17 protein-coding genes and 1 tRNA gene are annotated in these 15415 nt (G+C 55.8%); 7 read left to right on the forward strand and 11 right to left on the reverse strand.

Annotated features, from left to right (window positions below):
* Window position 1: 1 nt before the first annotated feature.
* The gene (gene lysS / locus KB890_RS18510) at window positions 2–1519 is read left to right on the forward strand and encodes a lysine--tRNA ligase (protein WP_002916299.1); all 1518 of its coding nucleotides are present in this window, start codon (window positions 2–4) and stop codon (window positions 1517–1519) included.
* Between the two features lie 234 nt (window positions 1520–1753).
* Here lysS and idi read toward each other — a convergent pair whose 3' ends face one another.
* The 4 genes from idi to KB890_RS18530 are packed head-to-tail and all read right to left on the reverse strand — an operon-like array spanning window position 1754 to window position 5174.
* Window positions 1754–2308: an isopentenyl-diphosphate Delta-isomerase gene (gene idi / locus KB890_RS18515; RefSeq protein ID WP_002916298.1), complete on the reverse strand. Its 555-nt coding sequence runs from the start codon at window positions 2306–2308 to the stop codon at window positions 1754–1756.
* Window positions 2309–2361: 53 nt separating this feature from the next.
* Window positions 2362–3078 carry a DUF554 domain-containing protein gene (locus tag KB890_RS18520; protein WP_004144724.1) on the reverse strand — a complete coding sequence of 239 codons (717 nt, stop codon included), beginning with the start codon at window positions 3076–3078 and terminating at the stop codon, window positions 2362–2364.
* A 12-nt stretch (window positions 3079–3090) separates the two neighbouring features.
* A complete protein-coding gene (locus KB890_RS18525) occupies window positions 3091–3669 on the reverse strand; it encodes a UbiX family flavin prenyltransferase (RefSeq protein ID WP_020324920.1) in 579 nt (192 codons plus the stop codon).
* An 11-nt stretch (window positions 3670–3680) separates the two neighbouring features.
* Window positions 3681–5174, reverse strand: coding sequence for a UbiD family decarboxylase (locus KB890_RS18530; RefSeq protein WP_020324928.1), 1494 nt, complete (start codon window positions 5172–5174; stop codon window positions 3681–3683).
* A 211-nt stretch (window positions 5175–5385) separates the two neighbouring features.
* Between KB890_RS18530 and KB890_RS18535 the strand changes: the two genes are divergently transcribed.
* The 3 genes from KB890_RS18535 to KB890_RS18545 all read left to right on the forward strand — a co-directional run bounded on the left by KB890_RS18535 (window position 5386) and on the right by KB890_RS18545 (window position 7255).
* A complete protein-coding gene (locus tag KB890_RS18535; protein ID WP_004181230.1) occupies window positions 5386–6285 on the forward strand; it encodes a LysR family transcriptional regulator in 900 nt (299 codons plus the stop codon).
* A 102-nt stretch (window positions 6286–6387) separates the two neighbouring features.
* A complete protein-coding gene (actS, locus tag KB890_RS18540) occupies window positions 6388–7101 on the forward strand; it encodes an amidase activator ActS (RefSeq protein ID WP_004157874.1) in 714 nt (237 codons plus the stop codon).
* Between the two features lie 80 nt (window positions 7102–7181).
* Window positions 7182–7255, forward strand: a tRNA-Gly gene (locus KB890_RS18545).
* A gap of 167 nt (window positions 7256–7422) precedes the next feature.
* Here the strand turns inward: KB890_RS18545 and KB890_RS18550 are convergent.
* Window positions 7423–8811 (reverse strand): MFS transporter, encoded by a 1389-nt coding sequence (locus KB890_RS18550; protein ID WP_094965644.1) that lies wholly within the window; start codon window positions 8809–8811, stop codon window positions 7423–7425.
* 129 nt (window positions 8812–8940) lie between these two features.
* Here KB890_RS18550 and KB890_RS18555 point away from each other — a divergent pair, with 129 nt between their 5' ends.
* Window positions 8941–9870, forward strand: a complete 930-nt coding sequence (locus tag KB890_RS18555; protein ID WP_002916293.1) for a LysR family transcriptional regulator — start codon at window positions 8941–8943, stop codon at window positions 9868–9870.
* 362 nt (window positions 9871–10232) lie between these two features.
* Here the strand turns inward: KB890_RS18555 and KB890_RS18560 are convergent, their stop codons facing one another.
* Genes KB890_RS18560 through KB890_RS18575 form a run of 4 tightly spaced genes read right to left on the reverse strand, consistent with a single transcriptional unit; the run spans window position 10233 to window position 12983 of the window.
* Window positions 10233–11036, reverse strand: coding sequence for a carboxymuconolactone decarboxylase family protein (locus KB890_RS18560; RefSeq protein WP_004181228.1), 804 nt, complete (start codon window positions 11034–11036; stop codon window positions 10233–10235).
* Between the two features lie 32 nt (window positions 11037–11068).
* A complete protein-coding gene (locus tag KB890_RS18565; protein WP_004181227.1) occupies window positions 11069–12088 on the reverse strand; it encodes an aldo/keto reductase in 1020 nt (339 codons plus the stop codon).
* A gap of 20 nt (window positions 12089–12108) precedes the next feature.
* The gene (locus KB890_RS18570) at window positions 12109–12666 is read right to left on the reverse strand and encodes an NAD(P)H-dependent oxidoreductase (protein ID WP_004181226.1); all 558 of its coding nucleotides are present in this window, start codon (window positions 12664–12666) and stop codon (window positions 12109–12111) included.
* 8 nt (window positions 12667–12674) lie between these two features.
* Complete coding sequence (locus tag KB890_RS18575) at window positions 12675–12983, reverse strand: superoxide dismutase (protein WP_004151785.1); 309 nt, start codon at window positions 12981–12983, stop codon at window positions 12675–12677.
* Window positions 12984–13121: 138 nt separating this feature from the next.
* Between KB890_RS18575 and KB890_RS18580 the strand changes: the two genes are divergently transcribed.
* On the forward strand, window positions 13122–14021 hold the full coding sequence (locus KB890_RS18580; RefSeq protein WP_004174493.1) for a LysR family transcriptional regulator: 900 nt from the start codon (window positions 13122–13124) through the stop codon (window positions 14019–14021).
* A gap of 171 nt (window positions 14022–14192) precedes the next feature.
* Entirely contained in the window at window positions 14193–14468 is a 276-nt protein-coding gene (locus tag KB890_RS27745) for a hypothetical protein (protein WP_004174494.1), read from the forward strand.
* 3 nt (window positions 14469–14471) lie between these two features.
* Here KB890_RS27745 and KB890_RS18590 read toward each other — a convergent pair whose 3' ends face one another.
* Window positions 14472–15044: a DUF1349 domain-containing protein gene (locus KB890_RS18590; RefSeq protein WP_002916283.1), complete on the reverse strand. Its 573-nt coding sequence runs from the start codon at window positions 15042–15044 to the stop codon at window positions 14472–14474.
* A 30-nt stretch (window positions 15045–15074) separates the two neighbouring features.
* On the reverse strand, window positions 15075–15368 hold the full coding sequence (locus tag KB890_RS18595) for a YciI family protein (protein WP_002916282.1): 294 nt from the start codon (window positions 15366–15368) through the stop codon (window positions 15075–15077).
* Window positions 15369–15415: the final 47 nt, after the last annotated feature.

Below are 15415 nucleotides of genomic sequence, written 5' to 3' on the forward strand. Positions count from 1 at the left end.
CATGTCTGAACAACAAGCACAGGGCGCTGACGCGGCAATTGACCTTAATAATGAACTGAAAACCCGTCGCGAGAAGCTGGCTGCGCTGCGTGAGCAGGGCGTCGCATTCCCGAACGATTTCCGTCGTGACCATACCTCTGACCAACTGCACGCTGACTTCGATGGCAAAGAAAACGAAGAGCTGGAAGCGCTGAACGTTGAAGTGGCCGTTGCTGGCCGCATGATGACCCGTCGTATCATGGGTAAAGCGTCCTTCGTGACCCTGCAGGACGTAGGCGGCCGCATCCAGCTGTACGTGGCGCGTGATGACCTGGCGGAAGGCGTTTATAACGACCAGTTCAAAAAGTGGGACCTCGGCGACATCATCGCCGCCCGCGGTAAGTTGTTCAAGACCAAAACCGGTGAGCTCTCTATCCACTGCACCGAGCTGCGTCTGTTGACTAAAGCTCTGCGCCCGCTGCCGGACAAATTCCACGGCCTGCAGGATCAGGAAGCGCGTTACCGTCAGCGTTACCTGGACCTGATCTCCAACGATGAATCTCGTAAGACCTTCAAAGTGCGTTCGCAGATCCTGGCGGGCATCCGTCAGTTCATGGTTGGCCGCGGCTTTATGGAAGTAGAAACCCCGATGATGCAGGTGATCCCGGGCGGCGCTTCCGCGCGTCCGTTCATCACCCATCATAACGCGCTGGATCTGGACATGTACCTGCGTATCGCGCCGGAACTGTACCTCAAGCGTCTGGTGGTTGGCGGCTTCGAACGCGTCTTCGAGATCAACCGTAACTTCCGTAACGAAGGGATCTCCGTTCGTCATAACCCAGAGTTCACCATGATGGAACTCTACATGGCTTATGCGGATTACAAAGATCTGATCGAGCTGACCGAATCTCTGTTCCGCACCCTGGCGCAGGACATCCTCGGCAATACCGAAGTGCCTTACGGCGACCAGGTGTTCGACTTCGGCAAGCCGTTTGAAAAACTGACCATGCGCGAAGCGATCAAGAAATACCGTCCGGAAACCGAGATGGCGGATCTGGATAACTTTGATTCCGCGAAAGCGATCGCTGAATCTATCGGCATCAAAGTGGAGAAGAGCTGGGGTCTGGGCCGTATCGTGACCGAGATCTTCGAAGAAGTGGCGGAAGCGCACCTGATCCAGCCGACCTTCATCACCGAATACCCGGCGGAAGTTTCTCCGCTGGCGCGCCGTAACGACGTCAACCCGGAAATCACCGACCGCTTTGAATTCTTCATTGGCGGCCGTGAGATCGGTAACGGCTTTAGCGAGCTGAACGACGCCGAAGACCAGGCGCAGCGCTTCCAGGATCAGGTTGATGCGAAAGCCGCAGGCGACGACGAAGCAATGTTCTATGACGAAGACTATGTCACCGCGCTGGAACACGGCCTGCCGCCGACCGCTGGTCTGGGTATCGGTATCGACCGTATGGTCATGCTGTTCACCAACAGCCACACCATCCGCGACGTTATTCTGTTCCCGGCGATGCGTCCGCAGAAATAATCGCCCTTCGCGAAAAGCAAAAAACCCGGCTTGCCGGGTTTTTTTATGTCTGATGTGAGGTCCTAAGGCTGGCGTAGCCTGGCTCAGCGCAGCGCAAGCCGGGGATCCCGGATGGCGGCGTAAACGCCTTATCCGGGCTACGCAATGGCGCAGAACCGTAGGCCTGTGCAAGCGTAGCGCCGCCAGGCATTAATGACAGGCACAGGGCTGCGCCTGGCCTGGAGAATAGTCAGCTTACCCGCGCAGACGCGCAACAAAGTCGGTCAGCGCCTGGCGGGCGTCCCGATTTTCCGCTTCCAGCACCATCCACGGGCTGAACGCCCACGGCGTGGCGGCCAGCGCGCTTAACATGGTTGCCAGGTCAACCCACTGATAGTCCATGACTTCATCGTCGTTAGGCTGCACTTCGCTTACCACGCGCGCGGCATATACCGGGCACACTTCGTTCTCAACGATACCGTTTGGAGCGACCGCCCGGTAGCGGAAGGCCGGGTGAACCGGCGCGATATCAGAGATCTCCACACCGAGTTCGAAGCGACAGCGGCGCGTGACGGCCTGCTCGAAGGTCTCGCCCTGCTGGGGGTGTCCGCAGACCGAGTTGGTCCATACCCCGGGCCAGGCTTTTTTGCCCAACGAACGGCGAGTGACCAGTAACTGACCCTGCTGGTTAAACAGCCAGCAGGAAAACGCGAGATGTAAAGGGGTATCAAACGTATGGGCGGCATACTTCTCCAGCATACCGGCAGGCTGATCCTGCTCATCCAGCAAAATGACGTGTTCCCCGGCCATGACGACTCCTGAAAATAAAAAATGACCCGGCACAAACCCGCCGGGTCATGTACTCAGGCCACTAGGGTAGCCCATAAATGGGAGAAAGGCATTACCAAAACAAGCCCTGGCAGCATGTTGGCGACCGGGAAAAGCTTAATGTTGCAGATGCGCAATCCAGTGGCCACCATCAGCAATCCACCGGCGCAGGAGAAATCCGCCATCATTGACGGCGTGATCATCGGCAGAATAAACACCGCTAGCATCGCCAGCGCTACCTGAATCACGATCTGCGGGATAGCGATGGTCATCACCGCGTAGCCCAGCAGCGTCGCGAAGATCCCGGCGGTAAAAAGATCGAGGATGGTTTTAATGTACAGGATTGATGGATCGCCGCTCATACCTTCGGTCATGGCACCAAAAATACCGGTACCGCTGGCGCAAAACAGGACCAAAATAGCCACGAATTTTTCGGTGAACTCTTCATGACCTAATCCCTGAACGGGTGGAAGAACTTTATTAATCAACCCGCGCGTTGATCCCGCCGCGCTGCCGATGCGTTTTTCCAGATGCAGCAGTTCGCCGAGGAAGGCGCCGAGTACCATCGCCAGCACTACCGCCGGCATATATTTCACCTTCAGTACCAGGGTGATACCCAGGCCGACGGAGCAGAGACCAAAGGTCATCGGCAGGGCTGTTTTGACGCGTTCCGGAAGTTTTCCTCCGGCCATTGCGCCGATCAATCCGCCGATAATCACGGCGGAACCATTTACATACGGACCAATTAACATTGCGAGTTCCTGTTACGTGTAAAGCAGCTCGCCCTCACCCCAGCGCGGGATGTTATTGACCTCCAGGTCAAACAGGTCAAGCGCGCGGTTTACGCTATGGGTAATAATGTCATCTGCGCTTTGCGGACGCTGATAGAGTGCAGGCACCGGCGGAAAGATGATGCCGCCCATCTCGGTAACTGCCGCCATATTACGTATATGGCCGAGATTAAACGGCGTCTCGCGCGCCAGCAGTACCAGCCGACGACGTTCCTTTAGCACTACGTCCGCCGCGCGGGTAAGCAGATTATCGGTGAGACAGTGGGCGATAGCGCCCAATGATCGCATCGAGCAGGGGGCAACCAACATCCCCAGCGTTTTAAACGAGCCGCTGGAGATGGACGCGCCCAGATGGTTGATGGGATGTACCACGTCAGCCAGCGCCATCACTTCATCTAAGCGGTAATCCGTTTCCAGCTCGCAGGTTTTTTCCGCACCTTTGGAGACCACCAGATGAACCTCTATCGCCAGTGGCCGCAAAAGTTCCAGCGCTTTCACGCCGTACTGGAACCCGGAAGCGCCGCTAATCCCAATGATGATGCGTGGTGTCATGGTATTCGCCCTTATTCGAAGTCCGGCAGGAAACGTTTTACATCAACCGCTTTGAACTTAGAGCGCTCAAAGTTGTGTTTCAGATGGAACGGTACGGTGCAGTCGAAAATGGTTTTGCACGACATTCCCTGCTGCAGCACGCTCGGGCTGTACTCTGGCACCTGCGACGGGTCGAGCGGATGACAGCGCACACCCGGGATCATTACGGTATCGACATCACCCTGGTAGCGGGTTTGCATCGCCCACAGCACATCGTCGCTATCGAAAATATCAACATCCTCATCCACCAAAATGACGTGCTTCAGCTCCGGGAAAGCGGAGAACGCCAGGAGCGCCGCCTGGCGCTGGCGGCCTTCATCGGCAGGGGAAGATTTCTTAAATTGCAGTACCGCCAGTAGTTTGCCGCCGCCTGCCGAGTGGGCGAAGACGTTGAGTAATTTGCCCGGCATGGCGCGCTCCACCATATCGAGAATACTCGCTTCGGTCGGGATCCCGGCCATGTTGACATGTTCTTCGCCAGGTCCGACGGTGGTGCGCCAGATAGGCTGAGTACGATGGGTGACGGCTTTGACTTTAATAACCGGAATCGCCTCTTTCGCTTCACCGGTATAGCCCGGGAACTCCGGCATTGCGCGGCCGGTATGGGTGTTCTGATCTTCGCGTACGCGCACGTTCGGCAGCAGTTCGCCTTCGATAACGATTTCGGCGTGGGCAATGGCTTTTTCATTAATAGTCTTACATTGCACCATCTCCACCGCGCGGCCACGCAGCGCGCCGGCGATGCTTAGCTCGTTGAAACCCAGCGGGGTGGTCGGTGGCTCAAAGCAGGCGGCGATTTCGATAGCCGGATCGACGCCGATACTGATCGAAATAGGCAGCGGCTGGCCCGCCGCTTCCGCCTTCATGCGGAAGGCATCGATATGACGACCCGGCGTCAGCCACATTGATAGCTCATCGCGGCTCTGGACACACAGGCGATGAATAGTGATATCGGATTCGTGGGTTTGCGGGTCGGAGGCGTAGCACAGGCCCATAGTGATATACGGACCGGCATCTTCTTCGGTGTTAGTTGGCGCAGGCAGCAGTTTACGCAGATCAAAATCAGCATCGCTGGCGAGGTGAACCACTTCCTGGCATACCGCCGTGCCCTGTACTATGGTTGGGCTAATAGCATTTTCAACGGAATCTTTCAGCAAATGACCCAGTTTTGCCGGTTCACACTGCAGGAACTGGCTAACGCGCTGGCGCGAGCCGTTCAGACCGATGGCCACGCTGATATCGTCGAACCCCTTAATTTTGTTAAAGACCATGACCGGGCCGTTCTTGCGCGTTGGGCGCTGGCAGGTGCCGCCGGCGCCCACGTAGCGGTAAACGCCTGAGAGCTCGGCGTGAGGATCGACTTCGGTATCGGTCTCAACATATTCGTCCGGCAGCGTTTTTAACAGTGCCAGAGCCGAACGTAAATCATGCACCGGTGACGGCGTTTTTTTATCTGAATTTGCCATGAGTGTTCCTTTAAAAAGCAATTTTGCTAAGCGCACAATATTTTTCTTCGATAAATTAAACAAATACCGTTTACCGGATGGTCAGTAGATCAAAAAAGTTGGTTTTAAAAAAATGTTAATAAACAATTAATCAATATGGTGAATTCGACGCGGCTTTTTATTTCTCAGCGTTAGTGTGATACTGCCCGGAAGATAATTAATGAGGCCGGTCATGGATCTTAAACGCTTACGCTATTTTTGCCGGGTAGTGGAACACGGTTCGGTGAGTCAGGCGGCGAAGTCGCTCAATATGGCGCAACCACCGCTCAGCAAGCGGATTCAGGAGCTTGAAGAAGAGCTGCAGGTTTCACTTTTCGAGCGCCGCGGCAACCGCATTGAACCGACGGAAGCGGGGTATTTCTTATATCGAAAAGGCTGTGAAATTTTACGCCAGGTGGAGGATACCGCTCGGGAGACGGCCGATATTGCGCAAAAGACCCGCGTGGAAGTACGTATTGGCTTAACTCATCTGTACCAGAATTATTTTCAGCCTTTATTAATGGAGCTCTATCGGCGCAATCCTGAAACCGCGATAAATATCTCGGTGACTGACTCAAGTCATCTGGAAACATTATTAAATGAAGGCGCTATCGATCTGGCATTAATACAGCGACCCTACCGCGGAGAAGGCTTCGATTATATCTCCTTCGACCCCATTAAACTGGTAGCGGTCATTAATAAAAAATGCCTGTCGCAACCGCCTTCCAACCCCTATGACTACAATGCTCTGGCGGAGATGCCGCTGGTGCTGCTGCACCGGGCGAAAGATTCCGGCACCTATGAAATGTTAATGGACCTGTTCCGTAAATCCGGCGTTAGCGCGAAGGTGATTATGCATATTACCCAGCCCGGAGTGATCCTCGACTGGCTGGAGGACGGGCTGGAAGCGGCGACATTGCTGCCATCTTCGGAAGTGAATGCCGAAAAACTTCCTCATTGCTATGTGGTTGATGTCTTCCCCTCACCGCAAATATTTTATCCGGCTCTGGTGAAATTGCCGTCGATGCCGTATCTGCCGGCGCTGATGGATATTATCGCCGGGGGTTATCCTTTTACCGCGCCGAGGGAGTAGAGATCAGAGAAAAAGCGTAGAGCATTGGGGATTGTTGCACGGACTGGTATGATATTCGCCCTGATTGCGAGGTAAGTGGTTGTGTTAAGTGCAGGATGCCTGATGATGAAACGCTTTTATATGACACTGATGCTGGCGGCAAGCCTGGTGCTGGCCGGCTGCTCCAGCACCTCCGATTCCGGTGGCACCTACACCGTTAAACGCGGCGATACCCTGTACGGCATCTCCCGCACCACCGGCACCAGCGTTCGCGATCTGGCCCGCCTGAATAACATCTCCCCGCCTTACACCATTGAGGTGGGGCAGAAGCTGAAGCTTAACGGCAGCAGTTCAACGAAGACAACGAAGAAAAAATCTTCCTCTACGCGCACCGCGGCGGTCACGCCTTCGTCCGCGGTACCTCAGTCCTCTTGGCCGCCGGTGGGACAGCGCTGCTGGCGCTGGCCGACCAGCGGCAAAGTGGTCCTGCCTTATTCCACCGCCGATGGCGGCAATAAAGGCATTGATATCGCCGGAACCCGCGGCCAGCCGGTGTATGCCGCCGGGGCGGGCAAGGTGGTCTACGTCGGCAATCAGCTGCGCGGCTATGGCAACCTGATCATGATTAAGCACAGCGAGGATTACATCACCGCCTATGCCCACAACGATAAGCTAATGGTGAATAATGGCCAGAGCGTGAAGGCCGGCCAGCAAATTGCCACCATGGGCAGTACGGATGCCGACTCAGTGCGGCTGCATTTCCAGATCCGCTACCGGGCGACAGCCATCGATCCGCTGCGTTACCTGCCGCCGCAGGGAAGTAAACCTAAGTGCTAAAAGGTTATTTTATCGCCAGTCAGCATCCGGCAGGCTTGTCACAGGGTGCGTAAGGGCTATAATGCTTCTCGCACCTCTTCGCGGGCGTAGTTCAATGGTAGAACGAGAGCTTCCCAAGCTCTATACGAGGGTTCGATTCCCTTCGCCCGCTCCAAATTCAAGTCTCCTGAAGTCTACCAAACTCAATTTTCCCTTGATAAATCAGCGGTTATAGCATTCTGTTAGTCTATTGAACTCCGACGGAAGACTCCGCTTTGGTTGCGGGATCGGCGTTTTGCGCTGCTGGCGCTGGAGTCGTAGCGTTTAGTGATATTTTCGCGCTTATCCTGTTTCCGCAGGATGAGTGATTTTACGCAACCGGCTCGCGCTGACGACGACCGATACCGCAGAGGCCGCGGCGGCGCTCCACAGCGCAACATGAATTGACCTTTCATCTGCTGCCAGCAGAACGGCTACGGCGGCGGCTCCCAGGCACTGCCCGAAAGTGCGCATAATGGATAAAACACCGGACGCATAACTCGCGTGCTCACGAATAACGTTTGAGAGCATTTCCCGGTTATTGGGACTCTGAAAGCAGCCAAACCCTATTCCGCATACCAGACTTCGCAGGCAGATATCCCACATTGAAGGTCTGGCGGGTAACGTCGCCAGCAGGATCAAACTGACGACAAATATCACCAGCCCCAGGGTGGATATCGCCGGGGCTGATATCGTGTCCGCCCAACGGCCTGCATGCGGCGCAATCAGCACGATCCCTAATGGCCACGGCGTAAACAGCAGGGCAGACACTACCGGACTGTAGCCGTATTCGCTCTGAAACAGGAAGGGTAGCGCAATAAAGGTGATCCCCTGGCTGACGAAAGCAACCATCGACGTGAAGGCCGCGAGGGTAAAACGTTCATTTTTAAACATGCTCGGCGGCAGTAAGGGAGAACCCGTGCGGCGGATTTGCCAGATAAAAGCCATGCCGCTCAGCGCAGCGAGAGCCATCCAGCAAAGGCTGCCGAATTGAGAAGTAGCGTTCTGTAGGCTGTTCGCCGCCATGATCGTCGAACCCAACAGCAGCGCCGACAATATGGCGCCCACGGTGTCGAAGGTCGCCTGCATACGGATCGCATCCCGCGGCAGCGCTCTGACCGCCAGCAGTAAGGCGAGGGTGCCGGGAAGAACGTTTATCGCAAACAGCCATTGCCAGCTAAGGGTGTGAAGGATCGTACCGCCCAATACCGGGCCGATAGCGGAGCTCGAGGCAATGAGCAGGGCATGGAACCCCAGAATGCGGCCAAGTAAGCGTCCGGGAAATACGGACCTGAGTATTGCGGGGGCAATACTCAGCGTCGCCGCGCCGCCGATCCCCTGAAGCACGCGCATACCGATAAGCACTTCGGGCTTATTCGCCAGCGCACAACCCAGTGATGTCAGGGTAAAGGTCGTCAGGCCCGCCAGAAATACGGGGCGATAACCCAGACGGGCCGCAAGCGCCGCGAATATCGCCAGCGTCATCGCAGCCGCCAGCAGATACCCGTTGGCGAACCAGACGGCAATACTGGCAGGTACCTGCATCTCCTGAGCCATGGAGGGCAGGGCAATGTTGATCATGGTGCCATCAAACACGCCCATTAAGGTGGTGGTCATTATTGCGGCCATCACCCGTGCGCGCGCCGGGCCAGGTAGTCCTTCGTCGCCGGGGTGACTGGAAAAGAGCGTCATCATTTGTCCTCTGAGAAGAGTGTATGGATGACAAAACTATAAAGATGGCTTTTACCAGGCGGAAGGCGCACTATTTTCACTTTATTGTTGCATCAAACGCCTTATCTTAATGTGCTGGGAGGAAGGGTAATGTCTGATCCCGATTTTAATTTGCTGGTAGCTCTCGACGTATTGCTGAGTGAAGCGAGTGTCGCAGGTGCGGCTCGTCGTCTGAACCTCAGCACTTCGGCCATGAGCCGGACATTAAGCAGGTTACGCGATGTCACAGGAGACCCGATCCTGGTACGCGCCGGGCGTAACATGGTACTGACCCCGTGGGCCGAAGCGACCCGGGATCGCGCCAGGCGTGCAGTGCACGATGCCAGGGCGGTATTACAGCCCTCAACTGAAACGTTCAGCGCGCAAAATCTGGCGCGTCTTTTTACCATCAGGGCAAACGATGGTTTTGTGGTGGCGTTTGGGCCTGCGCTTATAGCAGCGGTTGCCGACGCCGCGCCGGACGTCTGTATACGCTTCGCGCCTAAGCCGGAAAAAACGTCGCGCTATCTTCGGGAAGGGCTGGTTGATCTGGAGATTGGCGTTCAGAGTAATATGGGGCCAGAAATACGGCTGCAACGACTGTTTGAGGATCGGTTTGTTGGCGTCGTCCGTAAAGGGCACCCGCTGGCTAAGCAGGCTGAAATAGGCGTGAGTGATTATGTCGCCTGGGGCCATGTGGTAGCGTCACCCGAGGGCGCGTTGCACGGATCCGTTGACGATGCGCTGGCCGAACTGGGGACAAAACGTAAAATTGCGAGCGTCGTACCGGGATTTCCGACAGCACTTTCCGTGGCGCTGGAATCGGATCTTATTGCCATGATACCCGCACTCTATTTACTCAATCAGCAGGTAACGGACCAGGTACACCTTTTCGAGCTGCCGTTCAAAAGCCGTCGTATTACGGTATCGCAGATGTGGCACCCAAGAATGGAACGCGACCCCGGTCACCGCTGGCTGAGAGAGCAAATTCTTGCGATATGCGGTGTGGCCAGGTCAGTCATGACTAAGGAGCCTGTATAGCGATTGCTATAACATCAATGTATATTAAATTAATAATTCAACTTGCTGATATTTAAGGTTAAATGCATCAAGCGAAGTAGCGGTGTATTAGCTAAATTGAGATGTCCATCTCTGACCAAATAGACATGTCCGCGCTACCGTCTCGCCACAGCGATCGCTGCTTTCAAAGGATGAGACTCATGACGGCATACGTAACGGAAATTTTCTCAATGAGCGATGTGAACAGACTCACGATCGAAGTCTCTATACTTCAATAGACCGTTTATGTTCTTTCCGCGAGACCTGATCGAAAGCCCTCGTGGTACCTTTAAATTAACAATTAACGATAAATAAAGGACAGCTTCCCTGTCCTTTATTCTTTTTTATTCAGTTTTGCTCTCGCGCGATCGTAATACCTCACCGACCACCGGGGCGGCGGTAAACGCATTTGGCCATCCCGCGTAGAACGCCGCCTGGGCGACCACTTCTCCGGCCTCTTCAGCCGAAAGCCCATTATCCATAGCTCTGTTTAGGTGGTAGCCAATCTGCGCGCTCTGTCCGGCGGCGATTAACGCGCTGACCGTCACCAGACTTCTGTCGCGGGGCGTAAGCGCGGGCCGTTGCCAGAGGTCGAGAAACAGCGGGTCGGCGGTAAATTTAACCAGGCCAGGCGAAATGGGGCCGACATTTTTTTCCACGGTGTCTGCACGCTGTTTCTCTACCTGTTCATTGAGTGGCAGCAGCGTTGGCGAGGCGGCGGGCAGGGCCTCTGCCGTCACGCCCCTGGCTTCAAAGATGGCTTTAGCGACGCTGACGGCTGACATCGCATTGGGCCAGCCAGCGTAGAAGGCGAGGTGAGTAATGATCTCTGACACTTCCGCTGGCGTCACGCCGCTATCGAGCGCAACGGCAATATAGTGCTTCAGCTCGCCTGGCTGGTTGCGGGCAATCAGCATCGCTACGGTCACGATGCTACGGTCGCGGGCGGAGAGGGTGTCACGTTGCCAGAGGTCGTTGCTGATGGCCTCGCGGCCGAAGCGCGCCAGCGCCGGGGAGACCGCTTGAATATCAGCGTCCGCAAGGGTGGAAGGGGTAATTTTCATCATAGCTTCATCTCTTTGTTCGTGGGCATAAGTAAAATCAGACAGCACAAGCGACAAGGCTGCCGCGGCAATCACGTTTTTCATATTTGCTCCTTTCCGATCCGCAGGGCGGATCGTTAGCGCGTCCACACCTGAGGACGGTCTTTGGCTTGCGGCGTGTTTTGCGCCATCACGCCTGTGAGGAAGTGCGGCTGATAGGCTTCTTCCAGATAACGGATGTCTTCCGGGCTCAGTTGAAGGGCTACAGCGTTGACCGCGCCGTCAACATGATGCTTTTGCGTGGCGCCGATCACCGGGGCGGTGACTTTAGTCAGCAGCCAGGCCAGCGAAATTTCGGTCATGGAGACCTGATGCCGTTCGGCAAGTTCGGCGACGCGGGCAATAATGAGCCGGTCCTGCTCTGCCGTGCCGTCGTATTTGCCCCGGGCATAATCATCTTCCACCTCTCGCCGCGTGTGGCCTTCTAAGCGGGAGAGACGGCCGCTGGCCAGCGCGCTATAGGGAGTCATGGCGATACCCTCTTCTGCGCACAGCCCGAACAGCTCTCGTTCATCTTCACGCATAATCAGGTTGTAGTGGCTCTGCACAGAAACAAAGGATGTCAGCCCTTCGCGTTCGGCAAGGGCGTTCGCCTTCGCCAGCTGCCAGGCATAGCAATTGGAAATGCCAATCGCGCGCACCTTGCCGGCGGTCACTGCGGTGTGCAGCGCCTCCAGCACGTCGATAACCGGGGTGTTGTAATCCCAGATGTGGTAGATGTAGAGGTCGATGTAGTCCATCCCGAGGTTTCGCAGACTCTGGTCAAGCGAGCGGGCTATCGCCTGTTTTCCGCTGATCCCCTCGGCAATCTGCGCGGCGGTTCGTGGCAGAAACTTGGTGGCCAGCACCACCTCCTCGCGTTTTGCCATCTCCCGCAGCGCCCGGCCAACGTACCGTTCGCTGGAGCCGTTCTGATAGGCGATGGCGGTATCGTAAAAATTGATGCCCTGTTCCAGAGCGTGGCGGATGATGTCCCGGCTGGCTGTTTCGTCCAGCGTCCAGCGATGCTGACCCGTTGACGGATCGCCAAACCCCATACATCCCATGCAGATACGGGAGACCAGTAAATCACTCTTCCCGAGCCGGGTATACTGCATCGTTATTTTCTCCCTTTGGGTTATTCCACCAGAGTATTAAGCCGCGCGATCAGTCTGGCCGCGTGTTCCCGGGCAAGCGTTTTTTGCTGAGCGATTTTGTCGGCATCCCGGTCGGCGTAGCTAATACCGCAGGTATAAACCGGCGCCAGCAGCTCAAGATTGCACAGCCTGGCCGTGGTCTCGAAGGGAAGGAGATACTCCTCAATGGCATGGCCAAAGAAACCGTCAGCGGTATAGAGCGCCTGTGGCGCTCCCGTGGTGAAGGAGAGGATCAGCTTTTTACCACCCAGTTTCGCCGTTGAGCCATGGGCGAAGCCGTGGACAAATACCTCGTCCAGCCACTGTTTCATTAACCCGGGCAGCCCATACCAGCTAAAGGGAAACTGCCAGACAATCACATCCGCCTGCAGCAGGCTTTCCTGCTCAGCGGCGATGTTGAATTTGCCGTCCGGATAGAGCCAGTCCAGACGACGGATTTCCGCATCAGGCAGGGCGGTCGCCAGCTCATCGAGGATGGTGGCGTTGGCGATGGAATGGTTAAGATCCGGATGCCCGGAAACGACAAGAATATGAGCCATTCCCAACGTTACTCCTGATGTTTAAATTCAGCAGAGAAGAGATTTTCCCAGCTAATAAACGAGCCGAGTGGAATACACTCGAAGGTTAATAGACCCGCTTTTGCCAGCGGAAATTCGGCCATGACATTATTCGCCTCTTCCACGGTGTCGCACTCGAGGAAAATAGCGACGCCGGGTCGATCCTGACGGAAATAGATGTCGCGAATAAAGCCTGACTTGTACAGTCCCCAGGCGTGCAGGGCTTCTGCGGTAAGGTGCGGCGCATAGTGTTCCAGCGTCGCGCCGGGGGCAGGGATATCCAGACATAAAATTCGCATAGTTGTCTCCGGAAAGTCGTTGTCAGCGGGAAGAGACAAAAGTATACGAGCCGCAGGGGGGGAAGATTAGGCGGTCATTGACTTAAGAATATTTAGCCTGTACTTAATAATCAGGCGAGGGTGTCTTAAGGAGATGCTATGAATAACGCGCTTTATAATCAGATACGCATCTTTCAGAGCATTGCGCGCGAGGGCAATATCTCGGCCGCCGCGCGCAAGCTCGAAATCACGCCGCCGTCGGTCAGCAATGCGCTCAGGCTGCTGGAGGAGCATATTGGCCACCCCCTTTTTGTGCGCACTACCCGGCGTATCGAGCTGACGGAAACCGGGCAACAGCTGCTGGAGCAGACCGCCGCGGCGGTGGAGACACTGGAAAAGTCGCTGGAAATCATCCGCGACCAGAATCAGGAGCCCTCCGGGGCAGTGAGAATAACCCTCTCGCGCTTTGCCTACCTGCTTATTCTCAAACCGGCGATGGCGGCATTTTGTCAGCAATATCCGGGGATCCAGCTGGAAATATCGGTCTATGACGGTACCGTCAATATTATTGAAGAACGTTTCGACCTTGGGATCCGCTTTGGCGATATTCTCGAAGGCGGCGTGGTCGCCCGCCCGTTAATGAAGCCGTTTCGTGAAGGGCTATACGCCTCCTCTGCCTATCTTGCCGAATATGGCGTGCCCGCGATGCCTGCCGATCTCCATCATCACCGGCTGATTGGCTATCGCTTTATTACCAACAACCGCATCCTGCCGCTGATCCTCAATGACCACGGCGAGCAGCTCACCGTCGAGATGCCCGGACAGTTAATCAGCAATGATATTGACGTCATGGCCGACGGTATTCGCCACGGACTGGGGATTGGCCGTTTATTTGAACCTATCCTGCAATTACAGCCCGATCGTGAGCAGTTTATTCCCGTGATGGAGGACTACTGGAAAACCTATCCGCCGGTTTATCTCTATTACCCAAAAAACGCAGGCAGAACGAAAAGGGTGAAAGCCCTGATTGATTTCCTGATAATGCATGCCGCGGAATAAAGGCTATTTTGCGTGCGAAATATCTGAAGGCACAGATCCTGTCTTTCCCTCAGTCTTAACCCTATACTCCTTGCGGATAAAGCGGTTTTTATCGCGATGATTTTTGCCGCTCAACGGCTTAACCCATCACCAACGTCATAGGCTGGGAATATCAATAAGGGAGAGGTATCAATGGGCAGACGCTTCATAGTCTGTATATTCGCGCTGGTGGCGTTTTCGGCCAGTGCTGCGCATGGTGTTCACGGTGGCCATAACGGGCAGTCGGTGAGCGCTGGCGCCGACGGCGGCAACGGTTCGAACGGCGGCGATATCGATAATTCCTCGGGTCGGGCAGGGTGCCCTGGCGGCACCGATCCCGATAAGCACGGTCATTTTTATCTCCCTGGCACCAGCGAACCCTGCAATCCTGGGCCCCAGGATGCAGAGAAAGTCGGGTCTTCCCGCTAGCGTTCAGCTCAGATCGTGCAGCGCTTTGTCCAGCGGCGGGGAAAGCTGAATATCCTGAAACGCAACCGCCAGTCCGCCACGCTCCGGTGAGCAGCACATGACGCCCGCTTTCACCGGGCCTGGCGGAAAGTAGCCGAGCCGCAGCAGCGGCCAGCGCTCGCCGTCGGTTGAATACTGCAGCCTTAACGCGTCGCCCTTGCGGGTCAGCCGCAGCCAGAAGGTGCGCGGGTCGCCGGGGAAAAGCCCGGTGGCCCAGTCGGAGTGGGTTAGCGTCAGTACGCTGCCGATGGCCGGGGCATCGTCATTGAATTCAATTCCCGCCTTCAGCCAGGTCTGCTCGTCGGCCATCATCATCAGCCCGGCCTGGTCGTAAAGCGTGGTGAAATCCGCACAGATTTTTGCCTGCAGGGTAAAATCGCCCGCCACTTCTGCGGCATAGAGATGGCCAGAGAAGCGCTCGAAGCCATACCAGGTATGGCGCCAGAAGTCGGTATGCTTATTAGTGACCACCGTCAGGCCGTCGGAATCGCGGCGCCACTCGGCAGGTTCATTGATCCAGTGAAAGTACGGCTGCATTTTTCCTCCGGGATATGCTTTCAGACAGGGTTATAACAGCGACTGCAGCGCGGGTGACGCCATGCTGGCCTCAAAGGGAATAATCTCTGTACGGGCGAGACCCAGCTGCTGGAAGGGATCCTGGCTCAGACGCGCTTGCAGAGTTTCCCGGCTATCGCATTTTGCCAGAATGACGCCGCCGGTGCGGGGAATACGGCGGCCGGAGGCGAGAAAGAGGCCGTCGGCATAGCCTTTTTTGAGCCATTCGATGTGGGCGGGGATCGCACGGTCAACCTCTTCGAGCGGTTTTATATACGTTAAAACAACCACATAAATCGTACTCATCCTGAAAGCCCTGGCAATCCAATGGGATCTCCAGCCTGACATATTTC

Origin of the sequence: Klebsiella sp. P1954 (genome assembly GCF_018199955.1) — a bacterium.
In the GTDB taxonomy this organism is placed as follows: domain Bacteria; phylum Pseudomonadota; class Gammaproteobacteria; order Enterobacterales; family Enterobacteriaceae; genus Klebsiella; species Klebsiella pneumoniae.

Coding starts and splice junctions, on each gene's coding strand:
- KB890_RS18530 (WP_020324928.1), bottom strand. CDS start 5,174: ATGGCAAATTCAGATAAAAAAACGCCGTCACCGGTGCATGATTTACGT.
- KB890_RS18550 (WP_094965644.1), bottom strand. CDS start 8,811: ATGACGCTCTTTTCCAGTCACCCCGGCGACGAAGGACTACCTGGCCCG.
- KB890_RS18570 (WP_004181226.1), bottom strand. CDS start 12,666: ATGGCTCATATTCTTGTCGTTTCCGGGCATCCGGATCTTAACCATTCC.
- KB890_RS18595 (WP_002916282.1), bottom strand. CDS start 15,368: ATGAGTACGATTTATGTGGTTGTTTTAACGTATATAAAACCGCTCGAA.
- KB890_RS18590 (WP_002916283.1), bottom strand. CDS start 15,044: ATGCAGCCGTACTTTCACTGGATCAATGAACCTGCCGAGTGGCGCCGC.
- KB890_RS18565 (WP_004181227.1), bottom strand. CDS start 12,088: ATGCAGTATACCCGGCTCGGGAAGAGTGATTTACTGGTCTCCCGTATC.
- lysS (WP_002916299.1), top strand. CDS start 2: ATGTCTGAACAACAAGCACAGGGCGCTGACGCGGCAATTGACCTTAAT.
- KB890_RS18580 (WP_004174493.1), top strand. CDS start 13,122: ATGAATAACGCGCTTTATAATCAGATACGCATCTTTCAGAGCATTGCG.
- actS (WP_004157874.1), top strand. CDS start 6,388: ATGATGAAACGCTTTTATATGACACTGATGCTGGCGGCAAGCCTGGTG.
- idi (WP_002916298.1), bottom strand. CDS start 2,308: ATGGCCGGGGAACACGTCATTTTGCTGGATGAGCAGGATCAGCCTGCC.
- KB890_RS18535 (WP_004181230.1), top strand. CDS start 5,386: ATGGATCTTAAACGCTTACGCTATTTTTGCCGGGTAGTGGAACACGGT.
- KB890_RS18575 (WP_004151785.1), bottom strand. CDS start 12,983: ATGCGAATTTTATGTCTGGATATCCCTGCCCCCGGCGCGACGCTGGAA.
- KB890_RS27745 (WP_004174494.1), top strand. CDS start 14,193: ATGGGCAGACGCTTCATAGTCTGTATATTCGCGCTGGTGGCGTTTTCG.
- KB890_RS18520 (WP_004144724.1), bottom strand. CDS start 3,078: ATGTTAATTGGTCCGTATGTAAATGGTTCCGCCGTGATTATCGGCGGA.
- KB890_RS18555 (WP_002916293.1), top strand. CDS start 8,941: ATGTCTGATCCCGATTTTAATTTGCTGGTAGCTCTCGACGTATTGCTG.
- KB890_RS18525 (WP_020324920.1), bottom strand. CDS start 3,669: ATGACACCACGCATCATCATTGGGATTAGCGGCGCTTCCGGGTTCCAG.
- KB890_RS18560 (WP_004181228.1), bottom strand. CDS start 11,036: ATGAAAAACGTGATTGCCGCGGCAGCCTTGTCGCTTGTGCTGTCTGAT.